The sequence below is a fragment of the Ponticaulis profundi genome (assembly GCF_042659465.1).
Taxonomy (GTDB): domain Bacteria; phylum Pseudomonadota; class Alphaproteobacteria; order Caulobacterales; family Hyphomonadaceae; genus Ponticaulis; species Ponticaulis profundi.
In genome coordinates this window covers 264737-283067 of the sequence record NZ_JBHSSW010000028.1, presented here as the reverse complement: position 1 = coordinate 283067, position 18331 = coordinate 264737, and the positions used below count along the sequence as shown (strand labels likewise).

General features: G+C 53.7%; 10 protein-coding genes. 4 read left to right on the top strand and 6 right to left on the bottom strand.

Translation table 11 applies throughout. The annotated features are described in order from the left end of the window. A partial coding sequence (locus tag ACFQDM_RS15085) for an Ig-like domain-containing protein (RefSeq protein WP_377380443.1) occupies positions 1–3660 on the bottom strand: 3660 nt, incomplete at its 3' end. A gap of 431 nt (positions 3661–4091) precedes the next feature. Between ACFQDM_RS15085 and ACFQDM_RS15080 the strand changes: the two genes are divergently transcribed. Further along, complete coding sequence (locus ACFQDM_RS15080) at positions 4092–5024, top strand: LysR substrate-binding domain-containing protein (protein ID WP_377380441.1); 933 nt, start codon at positions 4092–4094, stop codon at positions 5022–5024. A 94-nt stretch (positions 5025–5118) separates the two neighbouring features. Here the strand turns inward: ACFQDM_RS15080 and ACFQDM_RS15075 are convergent, their stop codons facing one another. The 5 genes from ACFQDM_RS15075 to ACFQDM_RS15055 all read right to left on the bottom strand — a co-directional run bounded on the left by ACFQDM_RS15075 (position 5119) and on the right by ACFQDM_RS15055 (position 13204). Then, positions 5119–6111: a FecR family protein gene (locus tag ACFQDM_RS15075; RefSeq protein ID WP_377380439.1), complete on the bottom strand. Its 993-nt coding sequence runs from the start codon at positions 6109–6111 to the stop codon at positions 5119–5121. Then, complete coding sequence (locus ACFQDM_RS15070) at positions 6101–6658, bottom strand: RNA polymerase sigma factor (RefSeq protein WP_377380437.1); 558 nt, start codon at positions 6656–6658, stop codon at positions 6101–6103. The genes ACFQDM_RS15075 and ACFQDM_RS15070 overlap by 11 nt, the downstream gene beginning before the upstream one ends. Next, positions 6633–7916, bottom strand: a complete 1284-nt coding sequence (locus tag ACFQDM_RS15065) for an aminotransferase class V-fold PLP-dependent enzyme (RefSeq protein WP_377380435.1) — start codon at positions 7914–7916, stop codon at positions 6633–6635. Before ACFQDM_RS15065 ends, ACFQDM_RS15070 begins: the two co-directional genes overlap by 26 nt. Before the next feature lie 111 nt (positions 7917–8027). Further along, entirely contained in the window at positions 8028–10427 is a 2400-nt protein-coding gene (locus ACFQDM_RS15060) for a TonB-dependent receptor plug domain-containing protein (RefSeq protein ID WP_377380433.1), read from the bottom strand. Between the two features lie 155 nt (positions 10428–10582). Next, positions 10583–13204, bottom strand: a complete 2622-nt coding sequence (locus ACFQDM_RS15055) for a TonB-dependent receptor domain-containing protein (RefSeq protein ID WP_377380432.1) — start codon at positions 13202–13204, stop codon at positions 10583–10585. A 465-nt stretch (positions 13205–13669) separates the two neighbouring features. Between ACFQDM_RS15055 and ACFQDM_RS15050 the strand changes: the two genes are divergently transcribed. The 3 genes from ACFQDM_RS15050 to ACFQDM_RS15040 are packed head-to-tail and all read left to right on the top strand — an operon-like array spanning position 13670 to position 18303. Further along, positions 13670–14215, top strand: a complete 546-nt coding sequence (locus ACFQDM_RS15050; protein ID WP_377380430.1) for an RNA polymerase sigma factor — start codon at positions 13670–13672, stop codon at positions 14213–14215. After that, entirely contained in the window at positions 14208–15233 is a 1026-nt protein-coding gene (locus ACFQDM_RS15045) for a FecR family protein (protein WP_377380428.1), read from the top strand. The genes ACFQDM_RS15050 and ACFQDM_RS15045 overlap by 8 nt, the downstream gene beginning before the upstream one ends. A gap of 52 nt (positions 15234–15285) precedes the next feature. Then, positions 15286–18303, top strand: coding sequence for a TonB-dependent receptor (locus tag ACFQDM_RS15040; RefSeq protein ID WP_377380426.1), 3018 nt, complete (start codon positions 15286–15288; stop codon positions 18301–18303). The last annotated feature ends 28 nt before the right edge of the window (positions 18304–18331 follow it).

The following is an 18331-nucleotide window of genomic DNA, read 5'->3' as shown; positions in this document are numbered from 1 at the left end:
TGTGTCACCGCCATTGACCGTATAGGTAAAGCTCGTCGTGCCGTTAAAATCCGCATCCGGCGTGAAGCTCACATCAGCGCCACCATTGGTGATGGTCACCGTACCGCCCACAGGCTGGGTCACCGACGTGATGGTGATCGCATCGCCTTCGGTGTCGAAATCATTAGCGAGCACATCCAGCGTCGTCGCACCCGAGTCTTCTGAGACCGTAAAGCCATCAGCAACAGCGGTCGGCGCGTCATTCACCGCGACCACATTCAGCGTCACCGTGACGGTGTTGCCATCTTCTGCGCCGTCATTCACCCGATAGGTGAAGCTGTCCGTCCCATTGAAGTTGGCATCCGGCGTATAGGTGAAAGACCCATCCGCATTGAAGCTCAGCGAGCCATTCGTCGTGCCCGAGACCAGGACAGCCGTCAGGCTATCGCCTTCGACATCGGTATCATTCGCCAGAACACCGTTCGTCGCATTGACGGTCAGCGTGCCGTCTTCATCGACCCCATAGCTGTCGGCGACACCAACCGGTGCGTCATTCACCGACGTAACTGTGACATCAATCGTGACGGTGTCTGTGCCGCCATTGCCGTCATCGATCAGGACATCAAAGCTGTCGGTCCCGTTGAAGTCTGCCGCTGGTGTATAGGTATAGCCATTCCCCGTCAGCGTCACAGAGCCATTCGCCGGACCAGAGGCCAGCGTGTAGGTCAGCGTATCGCCGTCCATGTCCGTCGCTGAGATCGTGCCAGTGATGACACTGTCTTCAGCGCCAGACGCCGAGCCATCCGTACCGACCGGTGCGTCATTCACCGGCGTGACCGTCACCTCGATCGTGACGGTATCCGTGCCGCCATTGCCGTCATCGATCAGGACATCGAAGCTGTCCGTGCCGTTGAAGTCTGCCGCTGGCGTATAGGTGTAGCCATTCCCCGTCAGCGTCACAGAACCATTCGCAGGACCAGAGGCCAGCGTGTAGGTCAGCGTATCGCCGTCCATGTCCGTCGCAGAGATGGTGCCAGTGATGACACTGTCTTCCACGCCAGACGCCGAGCCGTCCGCTCCCACCGGCGCATCATTCACCGGCGTCACCGTGACCTCGATCGTGACGGTGTCTGTCCCACCATTGCCATCATCGATCAGGACATCGAAGCTGTCTGTGCCATTGAAGTTCGGCGCTGGCGTATAGGTATAGCCACTCCCCGTCAGCGTCACAGAGCCATTCGCCGGACCAGAGGCCAGCGTATAGGTCAGCGTATCGCCGTCCATGTCCGTCGCTGAGATCGTGCCAGTGATGACACTGTCTTCCGCACCAGACGCCGAGCCATCCGTACCGACCGGCGCATCATTCACCGGCGTGACCGTGACCTCGATCGTGACAGTATCTGTCCCACCATTGCCATCATCGATCAGGACATCAAAGCTGTCCGTCCCGTTGAAGTCCGCAGATGGCGTATAGGCGTAGCCATTCCCAGTCAGCGTGACAGAGCCGTTCGTCGGACCAGAAGCCAGCGTATAGCTGAGGGTGTCGCCGTCCATGTCGGTCGCAGAGATGGCGCCAGTGATGACACTGTCTTCAGCACCAGAAGCAGAGCCATCCGTACCAACCGGTGCGTCGTTCACCGGTGTCACCGTCACCTCGATCGTGACGGTATCTGTCCCACCATTGCCGTCATCGATCAGAACATCAAAGCTGTCTGTCCCGTTGAAGTCGGCAGCTGGCCTATAGGTATAGCCATTCCCCGTCAGCGTGACAGAGCCATTCGTCGGGCCAGCCGCGAGCGTATAGCTCAGCGTATCGCCATCCATGTCCGTCGCTGAGATGGTGCCAGTGATGACACTGTCTTCAGCACCAGAAGCAGAGCCGTCCGTACCAACCGGCGCATCGTTCACCGGCGTCACCGTTAGCGTCACCGTCGCTGTGTCGCCGCCGTTGACCGTATAGGTAAAGCTCGTCGTGCCGTTAAAATCCGCATCCGGCGTGAAGCTCACATCGGCGCCACCATTGGTGATAACGACTGTACCGCCCACAGGCTGGGTCACCGAGGTGATGGTGATCGCATCGCCTTCGATATCGGTGTCGTTTGCCAAAAGATTGAGTGTTGTTGCGCCAGAATCCTCATCCACAGTGAAGCTGTCAGAGGTCGCCACTGGCGCGTCATTCACCGCACCCACATTGAGTGTCACCGTGACGGTGTTGCCATCTTCTGTGCCGTCATTCACCCGATAGGTGAAGCTGTCGCTCCCATTGAAGTTGGCATCCGGAACGTAGGTGAAGGAGCCATCCGCATTGAAGGTGAGCGTGCCGTTGGAGACATATGTCACCAGGCTGGCTGTGAGCGTATCGCCTTCGACATCGGTATCATTCGCCAGAACACCGTTCGTCGCATCAACGGTCAGCGTGCCGTCTTCATCGACCGCATAGCTGTCAGCCACACCAACCGGCGCATCGTTCACAGGCGTGACCGTCACCTCGATCGTGACGGTATCCGTGCCACCATTGCCATCATCGATCAGGACATCGAAGCTGTCCGTGCCGTTGAAGTCGGATGCTGGCGTATAGGTGTAGCCGCTGCCCGAAAGCGCGACCGAACCGTTCGCCGGTCCAGATGCGATGGTATAGGTGAGGGTATCACCATCCATATCAGTCGCGGTGATCGTGCCAGCGATGACACTGTCTTCGGCACCAGAAACCGAGCCATCCGTACCGACCGGTGCATCATTCACCGGCGTGACCGTGAGCGTCACCGTCGCTGTGTCTACCGAACGGCCATCAGTGACTGTGTAAGAGAAACTATCGATCCCATGATAGTCGGCTGGCGGCGTGTATGTAAAATCGCCACTCGCCGAGAGCGTAACCGACCCGCCCTCAGCGGTTAAAAACGTTCCCGACAAGACGCTGAGACTATCACCATCCTCATCCGCGTCTGCACCAAACCCGTTGTCTTCAAGCACATTTCCGGAGATTGTCGAATCTTCCAAACCCTCGAATGCATCGCGAGCAGCAACCGGGTCAGTCATGACACCGACTTCGTCGTCCCGCTCGCCTAAGCCATCGCCGGAACGCTCCCCCTCGTCCTGCAGAAGCGAGACTTTATCTGGATCACCATCCCATAGCTCGGAATCCGGCCGGTCCCGGTAGAAGTTATTGCCGCCTCCCTGATCACTTTCAAATCGATTTTGACCTGAGGATTGCGCGCCCTGATCTTCATTCACCTGGAGCAGATTGAGAAGCACACTTTGCGGAAGATATTCAGCTCCGATCAGGATGACAGGTAATTGAACAGCTCCCCCAAGGATGAGAAACTGCGTCCCATCCTGCAAATCAAGAAGCAGGTCATCTCCCGCAATTTCTGCTGCCACGATGACCGATTCCTCGGGCAATTCGACAACATTCGCCGGATCGGGGGTAATCCTTAGCGGAGATGCAGATATGCCATCTCCGTCAGTTTCAGACTGAAATGCTGTATAGGCCTCCGCTGCAGCATCGTTGCGCGGAACATCCCTCGTCACCGAGCTTTCCGGCCCCGACGACCGATGCGCCTCTCCCTCAACGTCCTCGCCAAAAGAAGAAAAATAGTCCTCGCGCCGATCCATGATTGTCTTCCCCCGACCAACAGCCAGCAGCGGCAGCGTGGAGTACTCCACGCGCCGATCTGCCTGCATTCCCTTTCCCTCGAACGCTCAGTAAGGAAGTAGACGCTGGGGTAAACAAGACAAAAAAGCAGAATACCTCTTATTCAGCTCCTGAATACTGCAACCTAAAGATTATTTGCTTTTCCTCTAAAAATAGATCGATTTACTGTTTTTATTGATTTATTTTTAAACCCCAACCGAAAAGGAAAAAACTCGCTACAATTTCTCTATGATTTTTTAATATATATCCTGAGTAAAAATTCATGCAAAATCAGAGACAAATAGCAGATTCTGGATGACGGGAACCATTTTCTGAGATTTTAATAGCTATAAGAAAATGCCTCGCCCGCCATCCGGAAACGAAGAGAAGGCCCGGCATTATTCTGATTTTGAATAATAAAAATGGCAGCGTGACTTACGTTACTTAAAGACAGGCGCCATACCATAGCACCGGGGGCGGTATGGTTGATGATTTTTCGTTGCGTAAAATTGATCTGAACCTGCTTCATGTTTTTGAAGCGATATATACAACAGGCAATATCACCAAAGCAGGCGAGCAACTGAATATGGCTCAGCCAACCGTCAGTAACGCTCTGACGCGCCTGCGAAAACAGTTCAATGACCCGCTTTTCAGGCGCGCAGATAAGGGCGTCACACCAACCCCGGCAGCAAGAGCCCTGATCGGCCCTGTTCGAAAAGCCCTGCTCATTCTGAAGAATAGCTTGGAACTGGAGACAGGCTTTCGACCTTCTGAGTCCAAACGAACCTTCAACATCGCCATACAAGGGTTTGCGAACGGCTTCATCGTACCGGAACTCCTGAGCCGGATTGTACCGGAAGCCCCATCGGTGAAAATCCGCATTTCCGACATTGACCAAATGCAGTCGGAAGATTCCCTCGTTTCAGGCGACATCGATCTGGCAATTAACGCTTACATCAGAGACAGAGATGAATTGGAACTGGAACGTCTCCACGTCATCGGAACGGCCATTGTCGTCCGCAAGGAACATTCAAAAATCGGTGATACGATTTCACTCGAACAGTTCAACACTGCGAAACATGTCACGCTGCGTCAAAGAAGTGAGGTCCGACAACAGATTGATGCGTTTCTGAAACAGCTTGGCGTTAACAGGACCATTGTCTGTGAAGTTGCTGGTGGTCAGCACTTGCCCCAGATCGTGGAGAAGACAGACCTTGTTGCAATTTTGCCGAGATTTTTCGCAATGGATATTGCTGACAAGTACAATCTGAAGGTCCTTGATATGCCCTTCGACCTCCCCGGCAGCCAGTTGATAGTGGCAACGACCAAAGAAGCCAACCTGGACCCCGCAATTCAATGGTTCAAAGGTCACGTGCTAGATGTGGTCGAATTTCTGGCGAAGAAAGAAAGGTAGTTCACGCCCATCATCACGGCCCACTTAACGAACCCATTTGCTGAGAAAATCCTCAATTCAGCACTTTCGAATCCCAGAGCGTTAATCCAAGAACTTACCCGTCTTGCCTTAGGCGGATTTTACTACCCTCACGTATCGCACGCGCGCCAGTCAACTGACTCACGGTCTCAACAAAAGCGTCTGGTTCTGTCAGCTTAAACGTGCCGCTGATACGGAAGGACTTCAAACGCGCGCCGTCCACCGAGATCGTATCATCGCTATAACGCGCGAAAGCGATCAAAGCCTCTTCCAGCGTTTCTCCATCGAAGACAATGCGCTCGCTGGCCCAGTTTGGCTGCTCCACGACGAGCGTATTCTTCATATCAAATCGCGCAAGTTGGTTTGACGTAAACTGCGCGCCCTCATCTGCGGTCAGTACCAATGGGCGCGAAAGACCATCAACCCGGACCTGCCCTTCATATACTTCCAGGCGCCATCCATCATTTAGTCGCTCCACCGCATAGGCTGTCCCAAGCGCCGTGAATTCTGTTTCGTCATTCAACTCCACGACGAATGGTTTGCTCTCATCTCGTTGGACATCAACGAACAGGCGACCTGATTGCAGTGTCAGTACGCGTGAGTGCTCTGTAAATGCGGCGTCAGCAGTCGACCGGGCATCCAGAAACAGCTCGGTGCCATCGGCAAGTTGGACATTCTTTATTTCGGCAGTGTCCGTGGAATAGGCCGCCTGCCACTGGACCGCTTCAGTCCCCAGATCGGCACTGAAGACCAGAGCAGCAGCACATGCCATGAAGACGCCTGCCATGGACATCCAAGCAGCCGGCCGGCTCATTAGAGATTGAAACTGAAAACCGCGTGCGCGCTGATCTGAACGAGGCGCTTTCTGTGACGCCATCACTCCTGCGGTCGCACCCCAGGTATTGGACATCATCGCAAAGGCTGAGCGATGGGCCGCAGATGCATACAACCACGCTTCGAAGGCTTCCGTTGTCAGAATCTCCGGAGACTCTTCGATACGCAGAACCCAATCGGCTGCCTCATTGAGCACCGTGCGGCTCAATTCGATGGAGTTTGTTTCAGTGTTCACGGCGACCACGCTGCAAGGTTAGCTGCACAAGCGCATCGCGGAGATGCCTGCGGACAAGAGCGATCGTGAGATCAAGATCATGCGCGATCTGATCATATGTGTGATTTTCCAAACGATAGGCGACAAACACCTTTCGGGTGATGTCAGGTAAATTCTCAATATCCTGCAAAGTTTGGCTCAGCTCCTGTCGTGCATGCACCGCCGTTTCGGGCTCAGGCTCTTCGCTCTGTGGCTCATATGCAAGTTCGTCGTAGTCAACGTGCTTAGGGCGTTTTCCCTTCACCCGAAACTTATCTCTTATGAGGTTGACGATAATCGTACGCAAAAATGCGATATCATTGCGAATTTTATCACCGCCTCCATAGCGAGCCAGTTTAAAAAAGGCTTCCTGGACGATCTCTTCTGCATCATCCGGATCGGCGCCCTTTTTGCGCGCGAAGCCGATAAGCTTCGACGCTTCAGCACGATAGAGCCGCTCGATCGCGTCATCTGAGATCATTCTATAGCGCGACATACCTGCATCAGGATGTGAAATGGCGGTAAGCATCAAGTATCGCATTTGCTGTGGCCTGCATATCGGCAAGCGAGTTGTAATAGCTTGGCGTCACCCTCACGCACGCACCGGCATCAATACCAGTGCGGTGCACGGTGAAAACATTGTGAGCATCAAGCATATACTCGGCGATCTGAGCGTTGGCCTGCGCGCTGGTCATGCCTGCAAGGCGGAAGGAGGTGATGCCACCGTGAAGGCGATCATCGTCCGGTGTCAGGATCTCAATGCCATCCTCGTCCGAAACCTGGTCGACCCAGACCTTACGCAAGGCCTTGAGACGCGGCTCTTTCCCGCCTTCAGACAGGATGTCCTGGAAAGCAAAGGCGTCAGGCAGTGTGAGAAAAGCTGCGAAATTGCTCGTTCCGGAGTGAACCCGCGCTTCAATCCGGTCCGGACTGGATGAGGCTTCAGAGAGATTGACATCAATGGCTGAAAGTTTGTCGGCACGTATATACATAACGCCCACACCAATGGGTGCACCGATCCATTTGTGCAGATTAAAACCGATGAAATCAGCGCCAAGGTCATCGACATTAAATTCGACCTGCCCCCAGGAATGGGCCGCGTCGACCACAACATCAATGCCGCGCTCATGCGCAATTTCAGTGATTTCCCGGACCGGTAATTTCAGCCCCGTTCGGTGGCTGATATGCGTGAGCAGCAGGAATTTCGTATTGGGGTGTGCGTCAAAAGCTTCGCGATAGAATTCGATCAGTCCGTCAAAATCTGTTTTCTCCGGAATGGCGAGCGTAACAACGTCGCACTCGGATCGATCGGCTCGCCAGCGCATGGCTTCCATCATCGCGCCATAGTCGAGATCAGCCATCATCACGGCATCGCCGGGAGCAAGCCGGTTGTAACCACCAATAATATTCTGGAGCGCCTCACTGGCGCCTCTTGTGAGTGCGATTTCATTATCAGCGGCACCAAGCCGGATTTGAGTCTCGGCTATGATTTCCCGCACAATCGGTCCGTATTCCCGTCGCGCAAAGAATGAATTGTCGCGATTCACACGGCGAGTATTTTCGATATACGCATCCAGCACAGGACGTGCCATCAAGCCCCAGTTTCCGTTCTCAACGTTGATGATGTCAGGATTCACATCATACTGAGCTGACACCCAATCCCAGAACTGCGGGCTGTCCAGAGCAGGGGCTGTTTTCGTCTCAGCAAGGGCACGACCCGCTATCGACGAGACGAGCGGAGCGACCGCGCCTGCAGCAAGCAAGTTTCGGCGGGTTAGAGTGACCATGGGAGCTATCCTTTTCTGGATCAGGTCAAAATCAGACGTCGTTTCAAATAGCCGATGGCCAGGAACCCTCCAAAGTGTCCCTGGCCACCGCAGTAGGTGAGTTATCTTCTCTTAAAAGGCGGCTTCAAAACGCACATAGAAATTGCCGCCATCTGTGTCGTAAGGCGCATTACGCGAGTAAATCAGACCCCGATTTGCCTGGAAACTGGCTTCGTCTGGATACAGATCGAACACGTTTTCGGCGCCAACACGAACAGACATCTCTTCGTTGATGTCGTAGGTCAGGCCGATGTCGAACATCGTCATTGAGCCAAATTCCTGATAGATCTGGCCATTCGCATTGTCAGAATTGTCCGTCCATGGCCCATAATATCGGACACGTCCAAACACTTCAAACGGGCCACGAGCATAAGTCGCCGTCAGGTTCGCTGTATGCTGCGGCAGACCTTCTTCATATCGACGATCCTCGTCAGCAGAAGACGAGTCCGATTCACGCTGATTGTAGTTATAGGCACCATTGAGCGTCAGATTGCCTTCAGCAAAAGCCATGGCATAGCTGGCAACGACGTCCACACCCTGCACTTTCGCCCCGTCTGTATTCTGGAAGAAGTTGACAGAGTTGAATGTGCCACCACCTGGAACACCTGCGTCTTCAAGCGCCTGACGTTCCTCAGCCGTCAGGACGAAGCCCCCGGACGAACCGAGGCGATCTTCAAGCTCGACCTGATAAAGATCAATACTCGCTGTGAAGCCGGTCGCGTTACGGTAGGCCAGACCGAGCGTATAGTTCGTAGATTCCTCTGGAGTGAGCGGATTAAGCTCCACGCCATCACGCTGGGCGATGATATCGGCCACAGGTCCCTGCGGAGAGAACCGGCCATTTGTGAAGACTTCCAGTGTCTGGGTATCGAGGCCCTGGCTGGTTGATTCAGAGAAAAGCTGACCTGGTGTTGGTGCCCGGAAGCCTGTAGAGGCCGTCGCACGCAGGGCCAGTTCCGGCGTCAGTTCGAAACGCGTTGAGATCTTTCCATCCAGCGTATCACCGAATTCACTGTAATCTTCATAACGGCCAGCCACACCGACAGACCAGGCTTCCGTAAGCGGCACTTCGACATCAACATAGAATGCATCACTTTGCTGATCGAAAGATCCAGCCTGACGTGGTTCGAAACCGCGAAAACCGTTCGAGCCGGTCGCCAGACCGTCCGCAGCACCCGGTCCAATCGCCCATGACGCCTGATCTCCCGCAACGATTTTATAGGTTTCATCGCGGTGCTCTGCACCAAACGCAATGCTCACATCATCGGACAGACCGAAATCCGCCAGATACACGAAATCGACATTAAAGTTGGTCTCGCGCTGGATCAGATCACCCATTTCAAAGGCAGTCGGGCTATTCGGGCCGAGCGACGCATTGATTGAGTTGTACATGAAGTACGAAATACGGTTCTCACCGAATGAAGCACTTGCGTCCCAGCTCAGACGGTCGTTCAACAAAGCACCACGCAATCCCGCTGCAATTGATTTGTCCGTATCATGCTGGCCAAACTGCGGGCTGAAACCTGTCGGATAAATGTCTGCCAGATCCCAGTCAGGGAAAATCGGTGATGTGTTGAAAACACCGGACTCTGGGTGACGCCAGTTGAAGTCGGACACACCCTGCCCCTGATTGTAGGTACCGAACGCATATCCCTCAATTCCAGGCGTGAAGGCGAAGGATGTGTTCATCGCCAGGCGGAAGGCTTCGCGCTCCGGCTGCCCCCAGTCCTGAACCGGATCATCGACGATAAGATCAGGGTTGGCTTCCTGAAATGCCGCAGCATCCGGGCGCTGGCGTGAGCGCGACGTGGAATCAGAATCATACCACTCACCGGTCGCTACGAAGCTGCCCTTCTCACCAAGCGCAAATCCTGCCTGACCGCCAACTTGATAGTTCGAGCCATCGCCTTCGTAATATTCCGAAAACTGAGTGAACGCGGAATAACCAGGCTGATCATCCAGAATGATGTTGATCACGCCGGCAATCGCATCCGAACCATACTGAGCAGACGCACCATCACGCAGGACTTCGATACGTTTGATCGCGTAGGATGGAATCATCGCGAGGTCGGTGCCAGCACCGAGAAGTGCAGAACGGTGGCGACGCTTGCCATTGACCAGAACAAGGGTCTGGTTTCGACCAAGACCGCGCAGGGTGGCTGAACGAACAAACACATTGCCGTCCGCCATCGGATTGCGTTCCACTTTATAGGACGGAACGAGCTGTGCGAGCGTATCCTGCAGGTCTTCTGACATCGTGCTGTCGACGGCATCATTCGAAACAACATCAACAGGCGCCATGGAATCGAAAACCGTTCGCTGCGTCTGGCGTGTCCCTGTGACGATGACCGTGTCGGCAACGAGTTCTGACTCAGCTGCGACACCGGCGTCCTGCGCTGACGCAACATGCCCAAGCGTCAGGGCTGAAACGGTGGCAAGTAAAAGACTGGCGCGCTTTCTACGAAAATTCATGTGTATTCCCCTCGTGACTCTCACAATGCAGCCGTCTGTGCTGGTGCCCGTTCAAGATCGGACTGCATGGGGGAAGACGATCCCACGTCAGAAGAATGTGCCGTGTTTGAGAGGTTTCACACAAAGTTCACACGTCAGAGGAAAACGTCCTTCGCTCAAAAGTCTTTCGATAATCTCAGATAGAAAAGCCCACCATCCGTGTCATAGGGGCTGTCCCGCGAATAGAGCAGACCACGATTGGATTGGTTCAGTGCACGGTCGGGATATGTGTCAAAAACATTCTCGGCTCCCACCCGAACAGAGGTTTTCGGGTCTATGTTCCATGTCAGCGCAACATCAAAGAATGTACGCCCTCCGAAGACCTGAATTGGATCCGTTTCAATGCCCGACGCGCCCCGCCAGTCCCCATGCGCACGCAAGCGGGAATAAAATTCCAGAACGCCAATATGATATGTGGCTGTAATCGTCATACTGTCGCTGAGATTGGGGTTCACCAGCAATTGATCCAAAGCGAATTCCGGGTCGAAACGAGATTTTTCCAATGTCCGGTTGGCATGCGAATATGCAAACGTCACCTCGAGATCACTTGTCTCAAACTGCCAGTTTTTACTCGCAACGAGGTCCACACCCCGCGTCACCCGATCATAGGTATTCTGAAAAAAATAGACGTTCGAAATGAAACCCAGGTCTGGGCTCATTGCCTGCAGCACATCGCGCTCATGCAGCTCCAGCTCATAGGTCGGCGTGCGACCGAATTCATCCCAGATCGAGATTTGAAAAACATCCAGCGTCAGCAGAAAATCATCGTCTGTCCTGAACGTTACACCGGCCGCAATATTGAGGGATCTTTCGGGCCTCAGAGACCGAATGTGAATGCCATCGCGCTCCGAAATTACATCGGCGACAAGACTTTCCGGCGAAAAGCGCCCATTCGTCACGCCATTCAGCGTCGTGGAATCGAGCCCCTGTGACGTCCTCTGACTGAAAACCTGTCCGGCTGTCGGAGCCCTGAAACCAGTTGAAACTGTTCCTCTGACGGCAAAATCAGACGTCAGGGCATAACGTGCCGACAGCTTGCCTTCGAATGTGTCTCCGAACAGAGAATAATCTTCGTATCGCACCGCAGCTTCTGCGGCCAGTTTATCAGACAGCGGAAGTTCGAGGTCAGCGAATGCCGCAAATGACACCTGGTCGAACCACCCTTCCTGATCCGGCGAATAACCCGGAAATCCATTCGCGCCTATGGCCGCACCGTCTACAGCAGCCGGACCTACCGCATAAGACGCCGGATCCCCTCGCTCTACGACATATCGATCCTGCCGGTATTCCAAGCCAAATGCCAGATGAGCGGGTCTTCGAAGAACGAGTAGTGCGATATCCCGCGACGCATCAATATTGATCGCAAGCTCGCTCTGCTTTAGCCGCCCCGGACGAAAATTGAACGGGCTCTCAGGTCCGAGTGACGCGTTGATCGTATTGTTCAGAATATAGTCGATGTGATTGCCGCCATACCCCAAACTCGCTTCCCACTGCAGAGCGTCTGCCGTCGCAGACCTAAGCCCTGCAAACAGCGAGACGTCGGTCTCTTCCTGTCCAAATCGCGGCGTAAAACCAGCCGGGTAAAGCGAGCGCAAATCAAAGTCCGGAAAGGCATCAGTCAGGGTGTAAGCATTCGAGACATCCGGGTTGCGCCAGTTAAAGTCCGAAATGCCCTGGCTGAGACCGAATGTCCCAAACAGAAAGCCATCCAGCTCGGACGTTAATGGAAACTCACTGTTCAGGCCGACTCTCCAGCCCTCTCGTTCCGGCTGCCCCCATCGCTGCACAGGATCTGGCAAAGAGATCTCCGGATGCGCCGCCTGAAACGCCTTTGCATCATCACGCTGGACCGATCGAGATGTTGGTGCAGATTGAAAGCTCTCAAATGCGAATGTTGAAAAGCCGCCATTTGGCAAAACCGTCCCTGTTCGAAAGCCCGTCCGCCAGGTATCGCCATCCCCCTCGTAATACTCTCCGTACTGCGCGAAGCCGGTTGTTTGAGTATCTTCTTCAAGAATGATGTTGATGACACCGCCAATCGCATCCGATCCATACTGAGCGGATGCACCATCACGAAGCACTTCCACCCGCCCAATCAGGGAGATCGGAATTTGCGAGAGATCGGTTGGCTGCCCCCGTGCGGTTTCCAGAAATGCGGAACGGTGCCGTCTCTTTCCATTCACGAGCACCAGGGTCTTGTCTGACGAAAGCCCCCGCAAAGCTGTCGGTCTGTTGAAAATATTCCCGTCATTCAATGGCAGACGAAAGGCAGTAAACGCCGGGAGTGACTGTGCCAATCCATCCAGAAGTTCTTCAGACGCAGTTTGCCGCAACTCAACTGACGAAATGACATCAATCGGCGCCAGAGATTCGAAAACGGTTCGCCCACGTCTGCGCGTGCCCGTGACGATGATGACGTCTTCACGGCGCAGACGATCCAGATCTGTCGAATGATCTGCGCTGGAGAAGAGAGGCTTCTGTGGCAGCTGGACATAGGGAATGACGTGCGGCTCGTTCAGCGCCTTTTCTGAAACCGGCTTCGTATCAGCAAGCACTGCGAATGTTCCGGGGCTGACTTCTATGCTTTGCAGCCCTGTGTCGGCCAATAACGTTTCAAGTGCGCTCCTCAGAGTGAAGCGGCCGTCAATTCCGTGTTGATACTTTCCCTCAAGAAGCTCCGCCGAGACCAGTACATTCGCATCAAACTCACGGGCGATGGATTGCAATGCCGCCGACAAAGCGCCAGCTGGGATGCTTATCCGTTGCGCGGCTTCCTCCTCAACGGAAGGAGTGTTTGAAGGCTTTGGTGCGTCTGTCTCTTGAGCATGCGCGATTGAAGCGAGAAGGCAAAGCACCAAGCTGCAGACTGTGCCTGACCAACGCATGAACGACGTAACTCCCATACATATTGGACGCGATAGCAGAAGTTATTGTCACATTTTTTACAATGGCACCGTTCGGCCTCCACAGGCAAAGCGCTTAGTACTGCACTAGGCAGTGCTGACACCAGATCACGGCACATGCGGCCATTCCAAAAACGTTGAAAACACCTGACGGAACTCACGATTTAATGCCCGCCATGAAGTTCCATGATTGCAAATGTCGCAATAGTGACACGCCTCAGGGGCATAAGCGGTGTCGGGTTTTGATGCCCTACAGCGTTATCAGTTCAAACGCGTTCTATTTGAAGGATCTCAACCGTCATGTCGCCTGCGTTCGAGGCGCGCTCAACGGCGCAGTTCCATCCGGATTTCGTTAAACGCCTCAGGCGCTATGTCGGAAAGAAGACAGACTCAAATGCAGATCGCGACGACATTGTACAAGAGACTTTGGCAAGGATTATAGCACGCATGTCTGATGGCGCTCTGGCCGAAGCTGAACACGAACCCTATGCCTTTCGGGTTGCATCCAATCTGATTGTTGATGGATATCGGCGTGGTGCAAAAGGCTTTGTAGGCCTCTCTGACACACTGGTTGCTGATACGCCCGGCCCCGATCAGATAACCCATGCAAAGCGCGAGTTGGAATCGGTCCAACAGGTCATTCAGGGCATGCCCAAACTCAGGCGCCAAGTGTTTGTTCTGGCGCGCGTCGAAGGAAAGAGCCAGGCCGAGATATCTGAGCGTCTTGGCATTAGTCAAAAGGCCATTGAAAAACATATCACCCGCGCGCTTGCCGAATTGGTGAAAGCCAGACGAGAATGGCAAAAAGACAAAAGCACTTCCCTCACGGGAGGCCGCAATGCGTAAGTCAAACGATGAAATGAGCCGTTCAATGGCCGACGAACAGGATTTCGATACGGCAATAAATTGGGCCGCGCGCCAGATGCTAGGCGGACTGAATGCTGCCGAACATAAAGAGCTGGATGACTGGCTGGCACAAGATCCGAAAAGACGCGAACTGTTCGGAGAAGCAATCGATGTCTGGAGAGCACCTGAAACGGCACTGGCTGCCGCGTTAGTCGAAGAAAGCTCATATGAAAATAAAGGGACCAGTCGAAACAACTTGCTCTCGAGCTTCTGGCGAAACTGGCGCTTTGCCGTGCCAATAGGCGGCGTCCTGGCAGCGGCGGCTATCGCGCTGGCGATTGCTCCGGTGGTTTCACCTCCGCTGCCACCTTCGGACGCCGTGCAGATCGCGCAAGCGCCGAGCGATCAGACCAGCAGTGTTCTTCTGGAGGACGGGTCGAAGGTCACCCTGGAACGCAAAGCACGCATTTCATTCGATAATGCTGGGTCCGTACGCACCGCGACACTCGAAGCGGGTGAAGCCTTCTTCAGCATCGCAAAGGATAAGGACCGCCCGTTTGTTCTTGATGCCGGCGACGCCCAGATCCGCGTTCTCGGCACTCAGTTTAATGTGAACACCTGGGACCAGGGCATCAGCGTAACCGTCCTGGAAGGACGCGTGTCATTTCGCGATACGTCTTCTCAAAAAACTGTCGAATTAACCGCAGGTCAGGGCGCGAATATTCTGAACAATCGCTCCATGAAAAAATTTGAGTTTGACGTTTCGACATATGCAGACTGGAGGACCGGTTGGGTCGATGCAGTGGATATGCCTTTGAATGAAGTCATGGCAAAACTGGAGCGTTACTCAGACAGCACGATCTCCGTAGAAAATGCCGAGATTGACCAGTTTCTTGTAACAGGACGATTTCAGCTGTCACAAACCGACAGCACTTTGCAGACATTAGCGTTGCTTTACGGTCTGCAAATTGAAAACACGCCTGGTCAAATCGTTCTGTCGTCGGACAAATCGAAATAGAAAGCACAAATTCGCTTTCGGTCGGACCAAGAGCCGCAAATCCATTCAACTTGTGATCGTCAGCACCTTCGCGCTGGCGTTCGCAAGTAGCGCTTTCGCCGAGACCGATAAGAACCGCACCCATTTCGTGATTGAAGCAGGCCCGTTAACGACCGCCCTCCGCGTCTTATCAGAACAAGCTAATGTTCCTATCCTCGCCAGATCCGACCAGATCACGGGATTATCAACGAAGGCCTTTGCTGCTGACGACTCGATTGAATTCGTACTCAGAAAATTGCTGGAACCGCATGGTCTTTCGATCTCGAAAGTCGGCGAGGGATTTGCGGTTATTGAAGCGCCGATCACCCGCGCATCTCCTCCCACTCCTCCGCCCCCGCTTCGAAAGCCATCGCCCGTCGTCACCGATGAGCCTCTTTGGGACAAAGAGCTACGCGCAAGTCCGGTCATTGTTACTGGCTATCGTTCTTCCCATAAGGCAGCGGCCAGACAGAAACGTGAGGCCACTCAGATCCTCGACGGTGTGAGTCAGGATACGATCACCCTCCTTCCGGACCTGACAACCTCAGACATTGCAAGGCGTATACCCGGATTGTCATCAATCCCTAAAAACGGAACCGATACGACAAGGCAGATTGAAGGCCATCAAAACGTTTTGATCAGGGGCATCGACGCCAACTATATTCAAGCGACCATCGATGACCTTCCGTTTGCATCAGCGAGTGCAGGCAACCGGGCAGCAGATCTGAGCCTCTTCCCTCCGACGTCCATTCGACGCGTCGACGCCATCAAGACACTAAACGCAGCAGATGATCCACACGGCCTTTCAGGCCGCCTGAATCTTCAAACACAGTCGGCCTTTGATTACAGCATACCCAGCTGGGTACTACGCGCTTCCGTTGGAGAGAATTCGACCGCGGGCAATTTGCTCGATGATCAAGGTGCTAACTTGCGCCTGGATACTTTCGCGACAAACCGAATAGGTGAGCAGGGCTCGCTTGGCGTGTCGTTTGCCGCGTCGTATGAACAGTTCTTTTCGACAAGCGCGGACCGGCGCCCCGGGGCCGAGGATGGTAGCTATCTGTTCTACTCATCCGAACCAGACAATCATCAGCCCGTTGATGAGTTTCATGCTTCAACCGGCTTTGCCTCGCCCGCAAGAAGCCAGCTATTCCTGTTTGAGAGCGCTCAGCAGCGTGCATCCGCATTACTGAAACTGGAATATAAGCCAAGCGCAAAGACATCCATGTCTCTTACCGGCGGCATCTTTCGCGAGCATGAGAAGGAAATCCGACACGAACACCTTGTCAGTGTCGATGCAGACATACCCCCGATTGAACAATCGGATACGAGTGGAATCTGGACGAGCGGCTCGATCGAGTCAGGCTTCGTCTCCCAACCTGCCCAGACAACTTCGGCAATGCTTCTGGGACATCTCAAACACCAGTTCGACGACCGAAGTGCGCTGGCTATTTCGGGATCGATTTCATCTGCGAATGTGACAGAAGCGCGCAATATGTCAAAATTCATCCGAGGCATGACACCTGATGGGATAGTGAGGCTGGATTCCTTCGCCTATACGCTCGGCCCCGGCGGCACGACACTCGATTTCTTCGATGATGAAGGCGCAAACGACCCTTCAACCTATGCCTCGTCCTATGTTCGGGAAATCAAGGAAACCACCGAACAGGACCTGTTTCATCTACGGGGCAGTTTCGAAAAACCTCTCGGTTCAAATTCCAACTGGACGCTTGAATTCGGCGGTGCCCTGACCTTCAGAGAACAGGATTTTGATCTGAACTATGTTGAAGGCGATGTCTTTGATGTCAGCGCCTGTGATAAAAGTGATATCCGCGATTGCCCGCTGGCAACATTCCTCCGCTTTGTCGAAGATAAACGGTTTGGTACCAGCGATCCGAATGTCGATTTTCTCCTGGTCAATGACTCTGCGGTTCGTGGCATTTGGCGGGATCAGGGAATGCCACGAACAACAGACCGGACCGACAGTTCGCTGTCGTCTGACTATTGGCTCGATGAACGTGTATCAGGCGCGTTCTCCAGACTTATCTATGACGATGACAGGTGGCGGATTGAGTTCGGCTTGCGATTTGATAACACCCAATCCACTGTTGGTTATTATTTGCGGGATTCCCGGTTGCCAGCTGAACCGGACGCTGCACAATATCAGCCCGTCACACGAAACCAGAGCTACCAAAATCTGCTGCCGACACTCATTTCCCGTTTCGAATTAACGGACAATATTATACTTCGCGGCGGATTTTCTCAGACACTGGGCAGACCGAACATTCGTGATCTGACACAGGGTGATTCCATCGGCGCACCAGAATCCGGCTATGTAACCATCAAGCGGGGCAATCCCGATCTTCAGCCACTCATCTCGAATAATTTTGATGCTTCCTTCGAATACTATTTTGGAGATCGTGCGGGGCTGTTATCTGCGGCGTTTTTTTACAAAGATGTTCAGGATCTGATTTTCACACGTCGGACGATTATCGAGAATTATGCGCTCGACGAGGACACACTTACGGCCGAGATTATTCAGCCTGTAAACGCCAATCAGGCGAACCTCTATGGGCTGGAGTTATCCGCAAATGTTCAGTTTGAAGACCTGCTGCCGGCCCCCTTCAGCAATTTTTCTTTCACGTCAAACGTCACCTGGACTGAGAGTGATTTCGTTTATGTGAACACAGACGGAGCGACCCGCGACCCTGGCGGCTGGATCAATCAACCTAACCTGATCGCCAATGCGCAACTAGCTTATGAGACGGAACGCTTTGGAGCGAATATTGCTTACAATTATGTCGGCGAATACCTGTCGAATATTCTGTCCGAAGACGGAGATCTGTACGATACCTACGCCTTGTCGCGCAGCGTAACCGACCTTCAGATACGCTTGAATGTGACAGAGAATTTGACCCTGATTGGCGAGGTTGAAAATCTGACCGCCGAAGGTCTTGGCTTCAATCGCAGATTTCCAACCGGTGACCTGATCGCGACACGGGCACAGCGCGGTCGCGTTGCCTGGATCGGTGCGCGAATAAAAATTTTCTAGCTAAATCAAAGCGTTCCAGATGTCTTAA

What these genes read in the sequence shown, in the direction of transcription:
- ACFQDM_RS15080 (WP_377380441.1), top strand. Translation starts at nt 4,092, where the DNA reads ATGGTTGATGATTTTTCGTTGCGTAAAATTGATCTGAACCTGCTTCAT.
- ACFQDM_RS15070 (WP_377380437.1), bottom strand. Translation starts at nt 6,658, where the DNA reads ATGCTTACCGCCATTTCACATCCTGATGCAGGTATGTCGCGCTATAGA.
- ACFQDM_RS15065 (WP_377380435.1), bottom strand. Translation starts at nt 7,916, where the DNA reads ATGGTCACTCTAACCCGCCGAAACTTGCTTGCTGCAGGCGCGGTCGCT.
- ACFQDM_RS15060 (WP_377380433.1), bottom strand. Translation starts at nt 10,427, where the DNA reads ATGAATTTTCGTAGAAAGCGCGCCAGTCTTTTACTTGCCACCGTTTCA.
- ACFQDM_RS15050 (WP_377380430.1), top strand. Translation starts at nt 13,670, where the DNA reads ATGTCGCCTGCGTTCGAGGCGCGCTCAACGGCGCAGTTCCATCCGGAT.
- ACFQDM_RS15045 (WP_377380428.1), top strand. Translation starts at nt 14,208, where the DNA reads ATGCGTAAGTCAAACGATGAAATGAGCCGTTCAATGGCCGACGAACAG.